General features: G+C 69.4%; 12 protein-coding genes and 1 pseudogene. 6 read left to right on the top strand and 7 right to left on the bottom strand.

Going from position 1 to position 18,983, the window contains the following annotated elements:
- Window positions 1-344: 344 nt before the first annotated feature.
- The 3 genes from ACZ7EG_RS20345 to ACZ7EG_RS20335 form a co-directional block, all read right to left on the bottom strand.
- Window positions 345-1,055 (bottom strand): hypothetical protein, encoded by a 711-nt coding sequence (locus tag ACZ7EG_RS20345; RefSeq protein WP_471080355.1) that lies wholly within the window; start codon window positions 1,053-1,055, stop codon window positions 345-347.
- Entirely contained in the window at window positions 1,027-7,311 is a 6,285-nt protein-coding gene (locus ACZ7EG_RS20340; protein WP_471080352.1) for a hypothetical protein, read from the bottom strand. The genes ACZ7EG_RS20345 and ACZ7EG_RS20340 overlap by 29 nt, the downstream gene beginning before the upstream one ends.
- A gap of 567 nt (window positions 7,312-7,878) precedes the next feature.
- Window positions 7,879-8,844, bottom strand: coding sequence for a pirin family protein (locus ACZ7EG_RS20335; RefSeq protein ID WP_471080349.1), 966 nt, complete (start codon window positions 8,842-8,844; stop codon window positions 7,879-7,881).
- Between the two features lie 56 nt (window positions 8,845-8,900).
- On the opposite strand from ACZ7EG_RS20335, the pseudogene ACZ7EG_RS20330 reads away from it, so the two are divergent.
- The 3 genes and pseudogenes from ACZ7EG_RS20330 to ACZ7EG_RS20320 all read left to right on the top strand — a co-directional run.
- Window positions 8,901-9,119 (top strand): annotated as a pseudogene (locus ACZ7EG_RS20330) (MarR family transcriptional regulator); the annotation flags it as partial.
- On the top strand, window positions 9,119-9,565 hold the full coding sequence (locus ACZ7EG_RS20325) for a MarR family transcriptional regulator (protein WP_471080346.1): 447 nt from the start codon (window positions 9,119-9,121) through the stop codon (window positions 9,563-9,565). The pseudogene ACZ7EG_RS20330 and the gene ACZ7EG_RS20325, both read left to right, overlap by 1 nt.
- Before the next feature lie 64 nt (window positions 9,566-9,629).
- The gene (locus ACZ7EG_RS20320; RefSeq protein ID WP_471080343.1) at window positions 9,630-9,989 is read left to right on the top strand and encodes a tetratricopeptide repeat protein; all 360 of its coding nucleotides are present in this window, start codon (window positions 9,630-9,632) and stop codon (window positions 9,987-9,989) included.
- 64 nt (window positions 9,990-10,053) lie between these two features.
- Here ACZ7EG_RS20320 and ACZ7EG_RS20315 read toward each other — a convergent pair whose 3' ends face one another.
- On the bottom strand, window positions 10,054-11,457 hold the full coding sequence (locus ACZ7EG_RS20315) for a PepSY-associated TM helix domain-containing protein (RefSeq protein ID WP_471080340.1): 1,404 nt from the start codon (window positions 11,455-11,457) through the stop codon (window positions 10,054-10,056).
- A gap of 152 nt (window positions 11,458-11,609) precedes the next feature.
- Between ACZ7EG_RS20315 and ACZ7EG_RS20310 the strand changes: the two genes are divergently transcribed.
- Window positions 11,610-12,254, top strand: coding sequence for a peptide deformylase (locus ACZ7EG_RS20310; RefSeq protein WP_471080337.1), 645 nt, complete (start codon window positions 11,610-11,612; stop codon window positions 12,252-12,254).
- 248 nt (window positions 12,255-12,502) lie between these two features.
- Window positions 12,503-14,095, top strand: coding sequence for an ABC-F family ATP-binding cassette domain-containing protein (locus ACZ7EG_RS20305; RefSeq protein WP_471080334.1), 1,593 nt, complete (start codon window positions 12,503-12,505; stop codon window positions 14,093-14,095).
- 39 nt (window positions 14,096-14,134) lie between these two features.
- Here the strand turns inward: ACZ7EG_RS20305 and ACZ7EG_RS20300 are convergent, their stop codons facing one another.
- Entirely contained in the window at window positions 14,135-15,565 is a 1,431-nt protein-coding gene (locus ACZ7EG_RS20300) for a dihydrolipoyl dehydrogenase family protein (protein ID WP_471080331.1), read from the bottom strand.
- A gap of 119 nt (window positions 15,566-15,684) precedes the next feature.
- Between ACZ7EG_RS20300 and trxA the strand changes: the two genes are divergently transcribed.
- The gene (gene trxA / locus ACZ7EG_RS20295; protein WP_053673779.1) at window positions 15,685-16,065 is read left to right on the top strand and encodes a thioredoxin; all 381 of its coding nucleotides are present in this window, start codon (window positions 15,685-15,687) and stop codon (window positions 16,063-16,065) included.
- Between the two features lie 81 nt (window positions 16,066-16,146).
- Here trxA and ACZ7EG_RS20290 read toward each other — a convergent pair whose 3' ends face one another.
- The gene (locus tag ACZ7EG_RS20290) at window positions 16,147-17,583 is read right to left on the bottom strand and encodes a benzaldehyde dehydrogenase (RefSeq protein ID WP_471080328.1); all 1,437 of its coding nucleotides are present in this window, start codon (window positions 17,581-17,583) and stop codon (window positions 16,147-16,149) included.
- A gap of 331 nt (window positions 17,584-17,914) precedes the next feature.
- Window positions 17,915-18,964: a LacI family DNA-binding transcriptional regulator gene (locus ACZ7EG_RS20285; RefSeq protein WP_471080325.1), complete on the bottom strand. Its 1,050-nt coding sequence runs from the start codon at window positions 18,962-18,964 to the stop codon at window positions 17,915-17,917.
- Window positions 18,965-18,983 lie beyond the last annotated feature (19 nt).

Raw genomic sequence — 18,983 nt, 5'->3', positions numbered from 1 at the left:
CTTGATCAGCACCCCTCGATCCTGTCACTAGCCACTGACACGGTCCGATCCGGGATCGGCAAGGGGGCACCGTCCAGTTACGGGACAGCTCTTAGCCACGGGCTTCAATGAGGCCGCCGGATACGGAGCGGTCGCAGCCACCGCGATGGCCACCGGCGTCATCGCCGAACACGCCGGGCTGCGCCTGGAACCGTTCCTCCTCGGCGCCGCCTATGTCCTCCTGGCCCTGGGTCTGTCCGCCATCTTCGTCCGCCCCTCTCTCCCCCTTCACCGGCGCGATCGGTATGTCCAGCTCGTGTGCGACACGCCCATGCGTGGCATGCGACAGCGGCTGTTTTCCTGCTTCACACAGGCCCGTCGGGTTCACTCTCCGACGGCATCGCTGGCAGACGGTCTTCGAGGGCCCGCCGAGCTTCTCCGAGCTGCGACTCAGCATGTTGCAGAGCAGCGATCAGCTTCGGAAGCCCTGCGTCCACGACCGGATCCCCATTAGCACCATCGGTGTACGTCTCGAGGGTGCGTGCCAGCCGAAGGAGAGCGTCCCGCGCCGCTCGTTGTTCGTCCTCTTCGAGATGCTCCGTGAGCTTCAGCCACTTGGCCTCCTTATCGGCGGCCTCTTGGGCGGCGAACGCGACAATCTCACCTGCTACGCCGCGGGCAGTCTCCTCAAGGCTCAGCGCGACCCTAAGCAGTGGTGCTCCGACCATGTCGTCCTCGCTGGGTTCACGCCCAGACGGGAACATCCGGTAAAAGCTCCAGGGATCTTGGGGCTCGCTCAGTCGTTCCAATGCTCTGAACACGGGCTCGAACGTGCCCAGCGGTGGAGCCGGGGACGGGAATGCCATCCGGTGGTTCCAGAGCGCGAGGATGGCGGTCGTAGCTTCGCGACGTACGCCGTCCGCCTCCGGCCCCGTGGCGTTCTCCGCCTGGATGATCAAGTCACTGATGTGATGGGCCATCCAGCGGCCCAGGACATCACTTTCGGAAAGAGAGCCAGCGATCTCCATTCCAAGCTCGAGGGTCCGCTCAAAGCTCGCCACATCCTCCGGATTCATCGAAGAGGTAAATCTTGTAGGACCGTTCACGCGGGGGGAGGGATTCGTCATCGTCTTGGTCGGACCTTATCGAGTAGATCTGCTCGTGGTCTTGGTGAGTGCGGTCGATCATCACTTCGACGATCAGGCTGCGTCCGGCCAGATCCAGGAGTTCCTGAAGGGCGTCGCGATGAATCTCTAGCCGCTGTCCCTGAGTTCCTATTACGCGGTCCGAACGGGTCGCGGACGTGTCGTCCCAGTAGGTGCTGCGAAGAGCGATACCACCGGCCCGAGTCCATTCGCGCATATCTGCGTCCGGTTCCAGTCCGAGCAGATCGATGACGTCATCAGAAGGCATATAGGGCGGGTACCTGAGCCCTGCGGCCAGCGGATCTTTACTGTCCATCCCCTCATGTCCGTCAGGATCGACGATCCAACCGGTCAACTGAAATCCCTCGACGTCAAACTGGTAGTCGCTGTCGTTGGCGTCGGGAATGCGGTAGCCCATGTACGAAGGGGCCGTCTGCAGGGCGAGTACCAGCGTCCTGGCCCTCGCGGGAGTGACGAAAGCACTACGGATTAGAACACGCTGCGCCGCTTCGTAGCCTGCATCATCGGAGCCTTCCCAGACCCTGACCCATCCGTCATCCGCAAAGAGGCGCTCGCTGAAGTGCCTGCTGTTCAGCCGCCAGACCCAGTCGGCGTCCAGGTGGCCCTTTCCACTCAAGGCGCTCTGCGGTGAGGGATCCCGTCGGTCGGCAAGCCATCTGCCGTCGTCTCGGGTGACACGGAATTTGCGAAGCCAGTCGGTGAAGTGATCCAGGTCCGCCTCGCTGTCCCGGTACACGGGATGAACCTTGAGCAACTCCCCGGCCACGGTCCACAAAGCGTGAGTCGAGAGATAGAAGTCCAGGTCGTCGGCGTCCGGCCGGGTCGTACGGTAGGCGAAGGTGCTTCCTTCTTTGTACAGCCTGAGAGTGTGGCGCGGATCGTCCTCGTGGGTGCCGCGGCAAGGAAGCCGCCAGGTGTCCGTGATCGTGCGCCCGGCGAGATGTAGGACGGTCTCCTCTGAAATCCCAAAGGCTTCACCGAGGGGCTTGCACCAGTCGTCCTTGAAGTCCCAGGAGAAGCGGAATCCACTGGGATCGGACTCGTGGGCTTCCTCCTCCGTGCCGTTTCGCGTTCTTGCCCTACGTTCCTCCCAGGACTCAGTGAGGATTTTCGTCGGGACGTTGATCCCGCGCACGATGGCGAGTTCCTCCGTGCTTAGGATCCCTGGGCAAGACGAGGTGAGGGCCAGACAGATCCTTTTCGCGCTCTCCTGCATCACGACATGCGGTCTGTCATCGAAAATTACTTTCCGCAGCAAGGGCTCGAACCCTGCGAGTGTCCGATGCGTCGTAGGGTTCTGAGCGGCTCGCGCGAGAGCGAGGAGCAGCCACTGACGGGCGTGCCGATCGTAAAAGGGCAGGCGGGCATCGTGGAACGGGGTCACGTCGAGCGTGCCGAGCGCGAAACGTAGGAGGGCGCCCAGTTCTTCTTGGCAGTCGAGTTCGGCGAGGAGCCGGACGCAGTGTGCGGCTCGCCACCTGGCGTCGTGCTCGGGGTCGCCGAGAACGGCCCACAGATAGCCTGCGAGGCACTCCGCAGCGCTGGTCGGTCCAGCGGGAAGGTCGGCGAACACACCGTCGCCCGAGTCCTCGGGTGAGAGGTCAGCCAGCATGGTGCCGAAGTCGTCGAGGACGATCCGCGCCTGCTCTCCGGTAAGCCGTGAGGCAAGTCGGGCTGCCAGGTGATGGCAGTCCTCGGGGGGAAGCACAGCCGATTGCGAACCGAGCTCTCGAAGAGCCTTCGCGAGCAGATCCGCATCAGGTTCGTCGGCCAGCCTGGCGAGTGCTGACAGATCGATGGGGTCGTAGACCTTGGTGGTCAGCTCCCGGCTGAACCGCGCCGAGGCTGTGTCCGCGAGATGCCTCAGTTGCTGGCGTGCCGCCCGTGGCAGCAACGGCAGCTCGGTCAGCCTCTTGACCATGCGCGCGTAGTCGAAAGTATTGAGGTTGGGGTTGGCTTGGAACGCGGCGAGCATGTCGTCGACTTCACGCAAGGGCACTGTGACCGCTTGGTCTATGACCTGATCCATGTGCAGCAGATGACCCGACGCGCGAACCAGTTGGCGGGCCTGCTCCCAGCCTTCGGCGGTGGAGAGGTCACACGAAGCGAGGGCGTCCTTGACCTGCCGTGCGCGCGCCAGTGCCGCGCCGTCCTGCTCCTCATCTCGGGTCCACCGGACCGAGCTGTGATCGCGCGACGCCGGGAAAGCTATGTGGCGTGTGCCAGGGCCGAGCAGCGTTACGGAGAGGTCGATGCCCAGTTCACTGGCGGTCTGGTCGAGACGCTCGAAGGAGGCACCACTAAAACGTCGTGCTCGCAGGAATTGTCCCAACGTCTCAGCGATGCGCCTACCGTCGCCGGGAGTCTCACGCAGTGCTCGCTCGACCAGGCGGAGTTCTTCGACGCGGTGCTCGTCGAACGACACCAAGGCCAGAGCGGTGACTGCGGACGGAGCGAGCGGGCCGGCCTCCTCGTCGAGCAGCGCCTGGATGAACGGTCGCTCGGAACAGAAGCGGCGGTCGCGCCAGCGGGAGGCAACGGTCATCGCGGTCGTGGCGCTCAAGTGGCCCATGGCGGCCAGTACCTCGGAGTGGTTCGATGCGTCTCCAAGGTAGGGTTCCAGGCTTTCGGCGAGTTGGGCGACGCGATACGCCCGACGGCCGTCGTCGAGGTTGCCGTCGGATGCTCGGCGGGCAACGGCGAGAAGGGCCCGCCACAACGCGTGTACATCGTCGCCCACACGGTCGGTCAGGTCGATTGCCTGGGTGAAGTAGGCGTGAGCTTCACTTCTGTCGAATCGCTGGACGGCGCGAGCGAGGTTCACCATCTGCTCCGCCTTGTACTCAGCACTCTCCTGAGCCGCGTCGAGCGACGCGGCCACGGATTCAGCGAGTTCGACAGCGACGTGCTGCAGTTGGTCGACAGGAGCGGCTGCTCGAACAGCGTCGATGAGGACACCATCCGGAAGGTGCCGCTGCGCACCTCGGTACCAGTCGAGCAGGTTCTGGCGCGATGCTTCGGACGAGCCGAAGGCGAGAATCCGGACGCCGAGCAGGGCAATGCCTCTGTACAGGAAGTGGGGCAGCGCCACATGGCCCCGGTGGGACGGGGCGGGAGGCGCGAGTGCTCGGAAAGGGCTGTCCGTGTCGCTGGCGGTTCCGACAAGGCAGTCGATCCACAGGCTCGCCCAGGCACCGAGCGGCACCACACTCTGCTCGTGGTCGTTCACGACACTTGAGTACGTGTGAAGTTTCTTTCGCGCTTCTCTGACGTCTTCGCCAGCGAACTCGTCCACGTCGAAGGGCTGTCTCCGGATCTTCGACAACAACGCGAAACAGCACAGCAGCGTGATCGTGTCGGTGCCACCACCCCAGCGGCTTCCGGCACCCCTGCCCAAGTCGCGGGGAAGATTCAGACGCAGGATCCGTTCGGCTTCCCAGTCCGAGAGCAGTCCGTGACGCATGCCCATCGCGATGATCCAACCGACCGCCGGAAGCGCCTTGTTCTCGTCTGAGAATCCCGAATGCCGGCGAACAGAGACAGGTCTACGCTGGCGCTTCAGCATTCTCACCAGGCGCCGCGCAAGGGGTGCCTGGCAGACGATGTTGGCTTGCCAGGCGGCATAAGCGACCGCGAGCTGGAGGTATTTCAAGGACACTGCCGCGTGGCCGAGACTCTCCAGTTCTTCGGTACGGCCCGAGTCGGCAAGCCGGGTGGCAATGATCACTCCGGCCTCGAAGCCCGCCCAATTGGGGCGCCACCGAGCAAGGTGGCTGACGCATGCCTCCACTCCGTCGGTGTTGAGGAATCCGAAGGCGACTTCGGCGATATCGGCGGCGGTGACGCTGTGCCGGTTCGCATCGTCGTCAGGCTGCTGCACCCACGCCCTGAGCCATTCCGACGCACTGCGCAGCCGACTGCGGGCGAAGTCGGTCTGTCCAGCGGCGAACGAGAGGAGAGCACCCTCGCAGTGAAGATTGGAGCCAGGCCAGTCGTCGGCAAGGCTACGATTCGCGACAACGTCCTCGATCGTGATGGCGTCCAGGAACTGGCCCGCCAGATCGGTGTTGGACCGCAGCAGGTGAAGTCGGCGAGAGTGGCCGGCGGCCAGACTGCCGGCCTTGACGGCCAGCCGGGTCGCTTCCCATTCCTTTCCCACGCGCAATGTGGCTTTGAGAGCGAACTGGGCCCGCTGCTGCGCGATCTCCCGTTGTTCCAGGTCGTTGCCCTCGGGGAGGGCTCGGCCGGTCATAGCCAGTTCAACAAGGGTGTCGACCTGACCGGCCTCCCAGAGCAGTTGGGGCAAGCTGGCAGCCACGTACGGTTCATTGACGGCGAGCGGGGTCAGTCGGTTGATGAAGTCGATCAGGGAGTCGCCGGTCGGACGGTAGTTCGTCCGGAACCAGGTCTCAGTCGGTTCGTCACGGAATTGCAGGGTGTCACCGTCGACGAGGAGCGGGCCTCCGAGGTCGGCCGCAAAGCTGTGCACGAGGGCGGCCGGTACTCTGCACAGCTCGGTCAGAACCTTGACGGGAATCCTCGGTCGGAGTGCGGCCATGGCCTCGCACAGCCGGTCGATCTCCGTACTCAGGTGGTTGGCGTCCTTGCACTGGTCCACCATGCCCTGGAGGAGTTCGTCGAACAGGGAGCCCTCAGGATGACGCCTCCCCTCACCGAGAGAGACCAGACAGGACTCGAGGTCCGAGGCCGTGCTCAGAACGAGGAACTGGAGCCGGGGGTTGCCGCCGGTGCGCCGATGGAACTCTGCCGCCTGCGCCTCGGTGACCGGACCGAACACTGACTCCAAGTGCTGCCTGGACTCGGCGACGTCGAACCCCTCAAGCTCGATTCTGTGGACGCTCGGCGGCGGTTCCAGCAGATCGATGCGTTCGGTGCGGCACAGCATCACGAGCCGCACATTGTCCGGCAAGGTCTCCCGCAGCACACCCGTGACGAAGGTCCGCTCCCCGCCGTCCTTCGCGATCAGCGCCGCGTTGTCGGCCGCGTCCACGACAAGGACCAGGAGCGCCCCTGGAGCAGAGGCCCTGACAGCCGCCGCAGCGCTCCGGACCCTGGCCATGAACGCCTTCGCGTAGTCGGTCGGCTGAGCTGTGCCGACCGGGATGAGCGGGTCGCAAAGGGCATGCGCAGCAAGCTCGTTCGCCAACTGCACCAAGCCCTGCCGATGTTGATGGCGCGGTGAACTGGAACGCCGGTAGCCACCGTTTCCAAAGCAGTCGTAGACGAGAGTGACCGAGCCGGAAGGCAGGTTCCGTTCGATCTGTGTCGTGAGCACCGACTTGCCAACACCACCGGCCGCGTGAACAACGACGGGCCGCCCGGCGAGTCCGACGATGTCGTCGACGATCGCGCGAGTTTGCTCAGTCACGATGACGTGCCCGGGCTCTTCGATGAGGTTGGGAGCAGGCAGCACGTGCTCCGGTGGGACTCCGAGAGCGGCAAGCACGGTGGAGCGTTCGACGACGTGGTTCGCTTCGAGGGAGGTCGCGCGTCTGGTGATCATCTCCTTCAGCAGAAGAGGTTGCACATCGGGAGCACCGGGAAGAAGCCCAGTCAAGTCCAGCCGGAACAGCCCTTCGAGCCGCAACAGGCCCGGAGCCGTGGCATCCACCTCCAGGCGGCTGAAGAACGCGGCCTCACCGTCTGCGTCACCAGGGAAGTTCGCGTACTGCCTGAGGTACTTGACATCGTGCGCATACTCACCGGCCTCTCCGCCGGCTGCCAGGATGCCGATCGCTCGGAGCACCGACTCACGGACCGGTCGATTGGAAAGGAACTGGAAGGTCACCTTCTCTTCGAGCCCCGGCGACTCCTGGCGGATCTGCCTGAACTTTTCCGCGAACCCCTTGACCGTCTTCGAGAGACCCGACACAGACCACTCCTCCGTGGCCCGTACGGTCGAGTGCTTCAGCTGCCGGTACACCACACGGCTGGCCTCGTGAAGGCCGGTCGCACCGTAGTACTCGGCGATATCGATTACGTCCTCGCCGTCTTCGCCCTGGGTGTCTTCGGGCGACACCCCCTCGACAGCGATCGCGGTCAGATCGGCGTCGGGAAGCAGCAGTTTCAGCGCCTGACGAGCCGCCCAGTGATAGTGGAACTGATCACCGTCCCGACTGGCACGCAGTAGATCGGTGTCAGACATGCCCACTCCCGGCATCCCCCACAGCGACGGACCGGGGCAAAGCTCTCCTCACATCACAGCAGACCAAGACGGTATAAGCGCACACACATTACCCACCCCTTCCGGAGTCGGGCAACGCGGGTGCGGCCGCCACGTGCCGCCAACCCCAAGCTCAGTCGGCTGCGCCGTGACACCGCAGGTAGGTGGCCAGTTGGCGGTGACACCGGAAGCATGTGGAATCTCCACAAGGCGGCAGCGTGAGCCGCGGTGCCGTTCCGCAACGCCTGACTCAACGCCAGCCAGGTCAGCATTAGTCCGGTCACCACCGAACCTGCAAACGCCTACGCAAGCGCTGAAGCTGGGAAGAGGGCCTCTCATCCCACCCTGACGAGGCGTCAGCAAAGTCAGCATCAGGTCAGCAAGTGTCCTGCCACAGCCGCCCAAAGACAGCCACACCGTGGAATCGCCAACCGCACCGACCTGCGCCAGCCGGCTGTTCGGATGCCTTCTGGCGGGCAGGCAGAAGCCAGTAAGAATTACCCGGAAGCCCGCCAATTAGCAGCCACCAACGCTCAGTTTTTCCGCAGGTCAGCGCACCCTTCCCCGCGGTTTCAACGGCACCGGCGGCAGTTCCGGGGCGGGCAGCGGAGCCCCGTCGTACCCCTTCACCTCCCCGAACCGGGAGCCTTCCATCCAGTCCTGACGGGCCTGTACGATCTCCTCTTGAGATCGCCCGATCCAGTTCCAGAACATGATCAGTTCCTCCTCGAACGGTTCGCCGCCCAGAAGCATCAGGCCCGCGTCCGACTCCGCCCGCAGGGGCAACTCGCTGCGGCCGCAGCCGAGGTAGAGCATGGAGCCGGGCAGGACGGGGACGCCGTCGACGTGGGCCTCGCCGGACATGGACAGGACGGCGTACTCGAAGTCCGGTTCCAGGGGGAGGCGTACGTCCGTGCCTCGGGTCAGGGTCAGGTCGGCGCCGACGATCGGGGTGTACGCCGTGCCGGGTGACGTCGCGCCGTCGAGGTCGCCGAGGATCAGCGTGGCCGTGACGCCGGGCGCCGTGATGACCGGCAGGTCGGCGTGGTGCTCGAAGCGCGGGTCGGTGTGGCGGTGGCCGTCGGGGAGCGCGACCCACAACTGCGCGCCGTGCAGGAAGCGGGCGTGCGAGCGCGGGCTCTCCTCGGAGTGGCTGATGGCCCGGCCGGAGGTCATCAGTCCCAGTTCGCGCGGGCGGATCGTCTGGAGGCTGCCGGTGGAGTCGCGGTGCAGCACCTCCCCCTCGTGCAGCCAGCTCACCGTCTGCAGACCCATGTGAGGGTGCGGCGGGACCTGCATGCCGGGCTCGTCGGCGATGTCGTCGGGACCGTAGTGGTCGACGAAGCACCAGGCCCCGACCATGCGGCGGCCGAGGTTGGGCAGCAGCCGGCGGACCTCGCTGGACTCGCCCAGCTTCACCTTGCGAGGGCTGAGGAGTTCACGCACCGGCTCCGCCACCACGAAGCCACGGCCGCCGCACAGCGAGGGGGCCGCTTCGCGCTCAAGATTGCTCATGGCGCACAACCTAGTCCGGCGCACGGGCTTGCGTCAGCGTCACGTTCGGGCAGTGGAGGGACCCGCGCGACCCGCGCGCGGTGCAGCTCGCCCTCACAGAGCAGAGCCGCGAGGTCACCCGGCGGGCGATCGAGGTCGTCCACGGGCTCCTCCAGCAGCTCCTCGCCCCGCTCGGCGGCCTCGACAGCGCACGCACCCGGGAGTTCACGCGCGAGCTGACGACCTTGCTCGACGCCCCCCTCGATCCCTTCAGCGAGCACGAGACGGAGCAGTCATGGCCACCACCACACCCCTCGTCGACCCCCGCGTCATCGCCCTGGCCCACTACGCCGGTCGGGCTCTCCTGGAGAACGTGCCGGCCCGCCACGGCATCACCTTCCAGCAGTCCGTCACCCTCCGGCTCACCGCCCTCGCCGACGGCCCGGTCGGGCGCGTCCAGCTCGTCGACGGTGTCACCGGCGCGCTGAAGATCGACGCGTCGGAGGTGCACGGCGTGCTCGACGAGCTGATCGCCACGGGGTTGCTGACCCCGGACGGGACGTCGGACGTGCGGATCACGGACGCCGGGCGGGAGCTGTACGCCACCACCTCGGGCGAGACGGCACCCATCACCGCCCGGATCTACGGCGGCATCCCCGCGGAGGACCTGGCCGTCACGGGCCGGGTGCTGAGCCTGATCACCGAGCGGGCCGGTGCTGAGCTGACGGCACTGCGCCGCTGAGCCCGACGGTGTAGTGGAATATTGAACCAACGGGTTCGGTTGTCGGCCTCGAAGGAGGCCACGAGTGAACACGACCCAGGACACGACGTACTACGCCCACGGAACTCCGGCCGAGCGCTGGGAGCGCGCGCAGCTGTTCTTCGACGCCAAGGACTACGCCGCGGCCGCGCGCGTCCTGGTCGGGCTGGTCGAGGAGGTGCCCGAGCAGACCGGGCCCCGGCTGCTCCTGGCGCGCTCCTACTACCACTCGGCGCAACTGCGCCGCGCCGAGGACGAGTTGCGGACGATCGTCGAGCGGGACCCCGTCGAGCACTACGCGCGGCTGATGCTCGGCCGCACGCTGCAGCGCCAGAACCGGCACGAGGAGGCGGAGTCGCACCTGCGGATCGCCTCGGCGCTCGCGGGTGACTTCGAACAGCGCTGACCCGCGCCGCACATGAGGATGCCCGGCTCCGCGCGGAGCCGGGCATCCGTGTGCCGGAGCGCTGCTATGCGGCCGGCGCCCCGTACGACCGCCGTCCCCGCCGGTGGGCGATCTCCCCCAGCAGGATGTCGACGGCGAGGAAGGCCGCCAGCGGGATGCCGAACAGGGGGAGGAAGTACCCGAGTACGGCGACGCCCGCCAGCAGTGGTACGAGGATCTGCGGCGGGACCTGCTGCCAGGCACCGCGCGGGATCGGACGCCCGAAGGCGGTGCCCCGGCCGCGCTGCCACCACATGCGGTAGCCCCAGACGATCAGCAGGATCAGGGAGAGCGCGAGCAGCATCAGGGCGATCTGGTTGGCCAGGCCGAACAGGACGCCGGTGTGCAGGTCGATGCCCCACCGGGTGAGTTTCGCGAGCACCGGGTGGTCCGCGAACCTGAGCACGTCGGTGACCTCACCGTTCGCCGGGTCGATCGCGACGGCGTCCTGCTTCGTGGGCCAGCCGCGCTGCACCTGCTTCACGACGTACGCCGAGGTCGCGTCGGCCGGCGGCACGATCTCCACCGGGTCGCCCAGTCCTTCGGCCCGCGCCGCCGACAGGACCTTGTCCAGGCCCACGCCGTGCGCGGCGTCGCCCGCCTGCCCGGCGGCGGAGCCGTGTCCGGAGTGCTCACCGCCGGCGGCCGCCGACACCGACGGGGTGGCCTGGCCGAGTGAGGTCCGCAGCTCGTCGATGGTGGCCCCGGCGTAGGCGGACCAGGTCAGGCCGGTCGCCGAGAGGAAGAAGAACCCGATCGCCGCCCATACGCCGACCGTGCCGTGCAGCCCGAGGGTGCGGCGCCGGCCCTTCGCCCCCCGCACCTTGCGCAGGGCGCGGCGACGGGAGAACCACAGGACCAGCCCGCCCGCCGAGATCACCCACAGCCAGCTCGCCGCCAGCTCGCTGTAGAGCCGTCCCGGCTCCCCCAGGTGCAGGTCCCGGTGGAACTCGTCGATCCAGGTGCGCAGCGGCAGCGCGCCCGTAGAGCCGTACTGTTCGAGGGAGCCGCGCACCTTTGCGGTGTACGGGTCGACGAACACGGCGAGCGCGTGGCCCTCACCGACGCCCGGGACGCCGGACAGCATCACCCTGGTCGTCGCGTCGTCCTCGGGCGAGGGGCGCACGGCCGAGACGGTGCCCTCGGGGTGGGCCTTGCGGGCTGCGGCCACCTGCTCGCTGATCGGCAGCTTCTTCTCGCCCACGGGGACGGTCAGTTCGTGGTCGTACACGAGCTTCTCGGCTTGGAACGAGCCGGCGTACAGCAGTCCGGTGACGGCGGCGACGAGGAGGAACGGCGCCACCAGCACCCCGGCATAGAAGTGCAGGCGGAGGATCAGCGGGCGCAGGGAGGCCCAGCTGCTCTTCGACGGGGCCGGGGCGGCTGGTTGCGGGGCCTCGTCCGTGGTGGTCGAGGGAGCGGTGGTCATCGGCGGCTTCTCCGGGGACGTCTTCATGGCCGTTGCGGTGTGGGCGGTGGCCGTTGCGGTGCAGTAGTCGGGGTGGCGGGGCGTTCAGTTCCCGGGAAACACGTGTGATGTGCGTCACGCAGAGGTGGGGGACGCCGTGCCATCCTGACGCAATGGGAACACCGAACGATCGCGCACCCCTGGCCGAGCGGGTCGGGCAACTCCTTGACGAGGGACTCCCGTTGACCATCGTCGCGGCCGGCGATCCGGTGCTGCGGCAGGGCGCGGAGCCGTACGACGGTCAGCTGGAGCCCGCCCTGCTGGCCCGGTTCGTCGAGGCCCTGCGGGTCACCATGCGGGCGGCGCCCGGGGTCGGCCTGGCGGCGCCGCAGGTCGGCGTGGAGCTCAGGATCGCGGTGATCGAGGATCCGGCGCCGGTGCCGGAGGAGGTGCGGCTCTCGCGCGGGCGGGTGCCGCAGCCGTTCCGCGTGCTGGTCAACCCCTCCTACGAGCCGGTCGGGGGCGCGCGGGCCGCGTTCTTCGAGGGCTGCCTGAGCGTCCCGGGCTGGCAGGCGGTGGTGGCGCGGCCCGCCGAGGTGCGGCTGACCGGGCAGGACGAGCACGGACGGGCGCTGGACGAGGTGTTCACGGGCTGGCCGGCGCGCATCGTGCAGCACGAGACGGACCACCTCGACGGCGTCCTCTACCTGGACCGCGCCGAGTCGCGTTCGCTGTCGTCCAACCAGGCGATGGCGGAACGCTGGGGCCAGCCGACACCGCAGGAGGCGGCGCGGGCGCTGGGCTTCGAGCTGCCGTAGCGAGCGAGCCCGGGCTGCCGCGAGCAGAGCCGTCCGGCCGCTGGGCTTCGAGCTGCCGTGGCGAACGCATGGCGTCCGGCCGCTCGGCTTCCACCCGCCGGATAGGCCAAGCCGTCCGGCCGAAATTCGCAGGCGCCCGGCGCGGTGCCTCCGTTACCGTGGCCGCATGTCCACGCCCCGAATTTCCTAGCCGAGGACCCACTCCCACGCCACCCGTGTGTCCTCTTGCCTGTTCGGAGCGTTTTCTCATGATCACCGTTCGTGACGTCGACGTGCGCGTGGGCGCGCGTCTGCTGCTGTCCGGCGTCTCCTTCCACGTCGCCCCCGGCGACCGCATCGGCCTGATCGGCCGCAACGGCGCCGGAAAGACGACCCTGTTGAACACCCTGGCGGGCGAACTGCGGCCCGCCGTCGGCTCGGTCGTTCGCGCGGCCGGAGTCGGGCATCTCCCCCAGGACTCCCGCGCCGCCGACCAGTCGGTCACCGTCACCGACCGGATCCTGTCCGCGCGCGGCCTGGACCTGGCCGTGCGGGCGCTGCGGAGCGCCGAGGCCGCGATGGCCGACGGCACGGACCGGTCGATGAACGCCTATGTGCGGGCCGAGGCCGAGTTCCAGGCCCGCGGGGGTTACGCGGCCGAGGCTGAGGCCGCCCGGGTCGCCGCCGGGCTCGGGCTGCCGGCGGAGCTCATGGAGCGGCGGCTCAGCGCGCTGTCGGGCGGTCAGCGCCGGCGCGTGGAGCTGGCCCGCATCCTGTTCGCCGGGCACGGCACCCTGCTGCTGGACGAGCCGACGAACCACCTCGACGCGGCCTCGATCGCCTGGCTGCGCACGTTCCTGACGAGCCATCAGGGCGGCCTGGTGATGATCAGCCACGACACGTCACTGCTGGCCGGCACCGTGAACCGGGTCTTCCACCTGGACCCGGGGCGGGCCGCGCTCGACGTCCACAACACCGGCTGGGACACCTACCTGGCGCAGCGGGAGTCCGACGAACGGCGCCGGGCGCGCGAGCGGGCGAACGCCGAGCGCAAGGCGGCGGCGCTGCACGCCCAGGCCGGCAAGATGCGGGCCCGGGTGTCGACCGCGGTGGCCGCGCGGAACATGGCGCGTCGTGCGGACCGGCTGCTCGCCGACCTCGAACCGGCCCGGCGCACCGAGAAGACGGCCAGGATCCGGCTCCCCGAGCCGGCGCCCTGCGGCCGCATCCCGCTCGGCGCGGTGAGCCTGACCAGGTCGTACGGCGCTCAGCAGGTCCTGAGCGGCGTCGACCTGGCCGTCGACCGGGGCAGCCGGCTGGTGGTGCTCGGTCCCAACGGCGCCGGAAAGACCACCCTGTTGCGCATACTCGCCGGGCAGGACAGGCCCGACGGCGGCCGGGTGGTCCACGGGCACGGTCTGCGCCTGGGCTACTTCGCGCAGGAACACGACACCCTGGACCCGGAGTCGACGGTCCGTGAGCACCTGGCCGGCGCCGCGCCGCACCTCTCCGACGGGGAGGTCCGCCGGGTCCTGGGCGCATTCCTGTTCACCGGCGACGACGCCGGCAAGCCGGTCCGCGTCCTGTCCGGCGGCGAGAAGACCCGGCTCGCCCTGGCAGGTCTGGTGCACTCGGGCGCGAACGTCCTGCTCCTCGACGAGCCCACCAACAACCTGGACCCGGCCTCCCGAGCCGAGGTCCTGGCCGCGGTGGGCACCTACCCGGGCGCGATCGTCATGGTCACGCACGACGAGGGCGCCGTCGACGCGCTGCGGCCGGACCGGGTGCTGCTGCTTCCGGAGGCCGAGGAGGATCTGTGGGACGACGACTACCGGGAGCTGGTGGTGCCCGCGCACGCGTGATCCCGGTCGGCGCCGCTCGGGCGCCGACCGGTCCGCGGGTCAGGAGTCCCGGTACGCCTCCAGCAGCCGCAGCCACACCTCACTGATCGTCGGGTAGGACGGGACGGCGTGCCACAGTCGGCGGATCGGGACCTGGCCGGCGACCGCGATGGTCGCGGAGTGGATGAGTTCGCCCACGCCGGGGCCGACGAGGGTGACGCCGCGCAGGATCCCTTCATCGAGGTCGACGACCATGCGGGCGCGGCCCTGATAGCCGTCGGCGTACAGGCCGGCCCCGGCGACGGTGGACAGGTCGACGTCGACGGCCTTCACCCGGTGACCGGCCTGTTCCGCCTCGGCCAGGGACAGGCCCACGGCCGCCGCCTCCGGGTCGGTGAAGACGACCTGGGGGACGGCCGCGTGGTCGGCCGTCGCGGCGTGGGCGCCCCAGGGCTCGACGACGAGCGGCTCCCCCGTGACGCGTGCGGCGATGGCGGCGCCCGCGATGCGGGCCTGGTACTTGCCCTGGTGGGTGAGGAGGGCACGGTGGTTCACGTCGCCGACCGCGTACAGCCAGTCGTGGCCCAGCACGCGGAGGCTGTCGTCGACCGGCAGCCAGGAGCCGGGGTCGAGGCCGATCGACTCCAGCCCGATGTCGTCGGTGCGCGGGGCGCGGCCGGTGGCGAAGAGGATCTCGTCGGCCTCGATGCGGTCGCCCGTGCCGGTGACGGCCACGACCGTCCCGTTCTCCCGGGTCACCGACTCCACGGACGTGCCCGTACGGACGTCCGCGCCGGCCTCCGTGAGCGCCTCGGCGATCAGTTCCCCGGCGAAGGGCTCCATCCGGGGCAGCAGGCCCTTGCCGCGGACCAGCAGGGTGACCTCCGAGCCGAGGGCCTGCCACACCGTGGCCATCTCGGTGGCTACCACGCCGCCGCCGATCACGATCAGCCGGCCGGGCACCGTCTTGGAGCTGGTGGCCTCCCGGCTGGTCCACGGCTGTACGGCGTCGAGCCCGGGCAGGCCGGGCAGCGCGGCGCGGCTGCCGGTGCAGACGGCGACGGCGTGCCGGGCGGTCAGGACGCGCTCGCCGCCGTCGGAGCCGGTGACCGTCACGGTGCGGGGGCCGGTGAGTCGCCCGTGGCCGCGGTACAGGTCGGCGCCGATGGAGTCGAGCCACCCGACCTGACCGTCGTCCTTCCAGTTCGAGGTGTAGTAGTCCCGGTGGCCGAGGACCGCGGCCGCGTCGAGGGGCCCCTGGACCGACTGGCGCAGGCCCGGCACGCGGCGGGCGTCCGCACGGGCGATGACCGGCCGCAGCAGGGCCTTGCTGGGCATGCACGCCCAGTAGGAGCACTCGCCGCCGACCAGCTCGCTCTCCACGACCGCGGTGGTCAGTCCGGCGGCGCGGGTGCGGTCGGCCACGTTCTCCCCCACGGGCCCGGCCCCGAGCACCACGACGTCGTACGCGTTGGTTTCCGTTTCCGTCATGGGGTCAGTCTGGTGGGTGGTGTGCGCACTGGCCACATGGGTAGGGGCGCGGAATACGTGTCCGGTCGGCCGTGTTGTGCCGACGGCTTGACCCCACACCAGGAAGAGGGATTTACGCCATGAGCAGCACCGTGGAGCTCACCAAGGAGAACTTCGACCAGACGGTCACGGACAACGAGTTCGTCCTGATCGACTTCTGGGCAGACTGGTGCGGGCCGTGCAAGCAGTTCGCCCCGGTGTACGAGAAGGCGGCCGGGGAGAACCCGGACCTGGTGTTCGGCAAGGTGGACACCGAGGCGCAGCCCGAGCTGGCCGCGGCCTTCGGTATCCAGTCCATCCCCACGCTGATGATCGTCCGTGACCAGGTCGCCGTGTTCGCGCAGCCGGGCGCCCTGCCCGAGGCCGCCCTCACGGACGTCATCGGACAGGCCCGCAACCTCGACATGGACGAGGTCCGCAAGGCGGTCGCCGAGCAGCAGGCCCAGCAGCCGGCCGAGTGACCCGGGCGGGGGCCCGGACGACCGGGCCCTCCCGCACCGGCCCCTCCTGCACCGGCCCCTTCCCGCACGGGGTGCGGGGCTCTAGAAGGGGTACGGGGCGACGTCTCCGCGTACCGTCGTCCAGCGCAGTTCGGTGAAGGCCTCCAGGTTGGCCTCGCCGCCGAAGCGTGCGCCGGTGCCGGAGGCGGCGACGCCGCCGAAGGGCGCCACGGCCTCGTCGTTCACGGTCTGGTCGTTGATGTGGACGATGCCGGTGGGGATGCGCTCGGCGAGGTCGAGCCCGCGGGCCGGGTCCCTGGTGACGATGCCCAGGGAGAGGCCGTAGGGGCTCTGCGCGGCCAGGGCCGCCGCCTCGTCGGTGGTGCTGAAGGAACGGACGGGCGCCACCGGTCCGAAGACCTCCTCCGTGTAGGCGGGGGTGCGGTCGTCGACGTGGGCGAGGACCGTCGGCCGGTAGAAGAGCCTGTCGTGGGTGCCGCCGGCGGCGAGCTTCGCGCCGGCGGCCGTGCTGGCCTCGACCAGGCCGCTGATCTTGGCGAGCTGGCCCGAGTCGATGATGGGACCGAGGTGGACCTGCCCCCGATGCGGGTCGCCGACGGCGAGGGAGTCCGCCTTGGCGGCCAGCCGCTCGACGTACTCGTCGTAGAGGGACGCGTGCACCAGATGGCGTCCGGTGGTCATGCAGATCTGGCCCTGGTGGAAGAACGAGCCCCAGGCGGCCGTGGATATCACCGCGTCGAGATCGGCGTCCTCCAGCACGATCATGGCCGAGTTGCCGCCCAGTTCCAGGTGGGCCCGCTTGAGGTGACGGCCGGCGGCCTCGCCCACGGCCCGTCCGGCGGCGGTGGAGCCGGTGAAGGAGATGATCGGCACGCGCGGGTCGGCGACCAGGGCCTGTCCGGCGTCCGGACCTCCGGGCAGCACGTGCAGCAGGTCCTCCGGCAGGCCCGCGGCGGCGAAGACCGCGGCGAGGGACAGCCCGCCGCAGACGGCCGTGCGCGGGTCCGGCTTCAGCAGGACCGCGTTGCCCAGCGCCAGGGCCGGTGCGACGGAGCGGATGGACAGGATCAGGGGGGCGTTGAACGGCGAGATCACGCCGACCACACCGGCCGGGACGCGGCGGGTGTACGACAGGCGCGGCGCCTCGCTCGGCAGCACCTGCCCGGCCGGGCGGGAGGCGAGCGCGGCGGCCTCGTAGCACTCCTGGGCTGCGACGTGCAGCTCGAAGTCGGCCTTGCCGGGGACGGACCCCGATTCGCGGACGAGCCATTCGCGCAGTTCGGCGGCGTGTGCGGTGAACAGGTCGCCGGCCTTGCGGAGCACGGCGGCGCGGGCGAAGTGCGGGGTGCGTGCCCACGCGGTCTGGGCGGTGGCGGCCCGCCCGGCGGCGGCTTCGACGTCCTCGGGGCCGGCGAGGGCGAGAGTGCCGAGGGCTTGGCCGGTGGCGGGCTCGGTGACGGTGTACCCGGGCCCCGCGAGGCTGCGGGGCTGCCAGGTTTTCGTGTCGAGCAACGGCATGACGGCTCTCCGATCGATCGGTCACCGGCTGACGGGCCAGCGGAGCTCCCGTGCGTGCGCGGCCGGTTCGGCGGTCACATGGCGGAACGCGCCGAGCGGGCGCGGCGGTCCGTGCCGCGGCCCGCGCAGGAACGCGTCCCCGTTTTGTTGAGCATGCAACATCCTAGCCGTGCCGCGCACGCAGACCGGACCTCCTGTCGATTGCCGTCTGCCGATCGGCGGTTGGTGGTTGGCGATCGGTGGTTGGCGGTTGGTGGTTGGCGGTTGGTGGTTGGCGATCCGCGATTGCCCTTCAGGGGGTGACATCTGCGGAACGTCACGCCCGGCCGGGTCAGCTCGATTCGCGGTGCAGCACCGTCGCCCCCAGCACCTTGTGCGCCTCGGGCTCGGTGGCGGGATTGCGCACCGCTCGGTCGACCAGCTCGGCGAGTTCACGCCCGGACGGCAGCCGCAGCCGGACCGTGCTGAGCCGGGGCCGCAGCAGTCGCCCGAGCATCAGGTCGTCGGCCCCGATCACGGCCGTGTCCTCGGGGATGCGGAGGCCCTCGTCCAGCAGGGCCCGCATCAGCAGCATCGCGTACTCGTCGTTGTAGGTGAACACCGCGTCCAGGCCCAGCGACCGCCAGCGGGCGGCGAGGCGCGCCGCGGCCTGCTCGTCGTAGGCGAGGGGCAGTTCGGTCACCGTGGCGTCCGTGCCGCGCACCGACTGGCGCACGCCGTCGAGGCGGGGTGCCGAGAACGCCTCGAGGCCGGGCTCCTGCGGGACGACGACGCCGATCCGGCGTCTGCCGCGGTCGTAGAGGTGGGCGCCCGCGCTGTGACCGACGACGTCGTGGTCCATGAGCAGCGCGTGCGCACCCTCGATGGTCTCGGGGCCGAGGGTGACCACCGCCCGCGCGCCCGAGCGCTTGAGCACCGCCACCCCGCGCGGGCCGAGCTCGGAGCCGGGCACGAGCACGGCCACGGGCCGCAACTCGGCCCAGGTGCGGGCGGCTTCGTCGCCGTGCGGGCCGCCGGTGCCGTGCTGCACGACCGTGTAGTCCAGGGCGGCGAGCGATCCCTGGAGGTCGGCGAGGAACCGGCTGTAGAGGGGGCCGACGGGAAAGGTCGGCGCGGGGATCAGAACCATGCGGCTGTGCCCGGCGCGCAGACTGCGGGCCGCGGCATGGGGTACGTACCCGAGTTCCTTCGCGGCCTCGTGCACGCGGCGGCGGGTGGGTTCGCTGATCCGTACGGCGCTGGTGTTGTTGAGGACGTAGGAGACGGTCGCGCGCGAGACGCCGGCCAGGCGGGCCACATCGGCGCTCGTGGGCACGGAGCGCGACGGTGCGGGGGACGGGGGCGCGGGCGTTTTCGGTATCTGCACCATGACGTACGGCATCTTGGCAGAAGCCCCAATG

The sequence above is a fragment of the Streptomyces sp. NPDC037100 genome (assembly GCF_055606225.1).
Note: the sequence above shows the minus strand (reverse complement) of the source record. Positions and strands in the feature narration are given on the sequence as shown.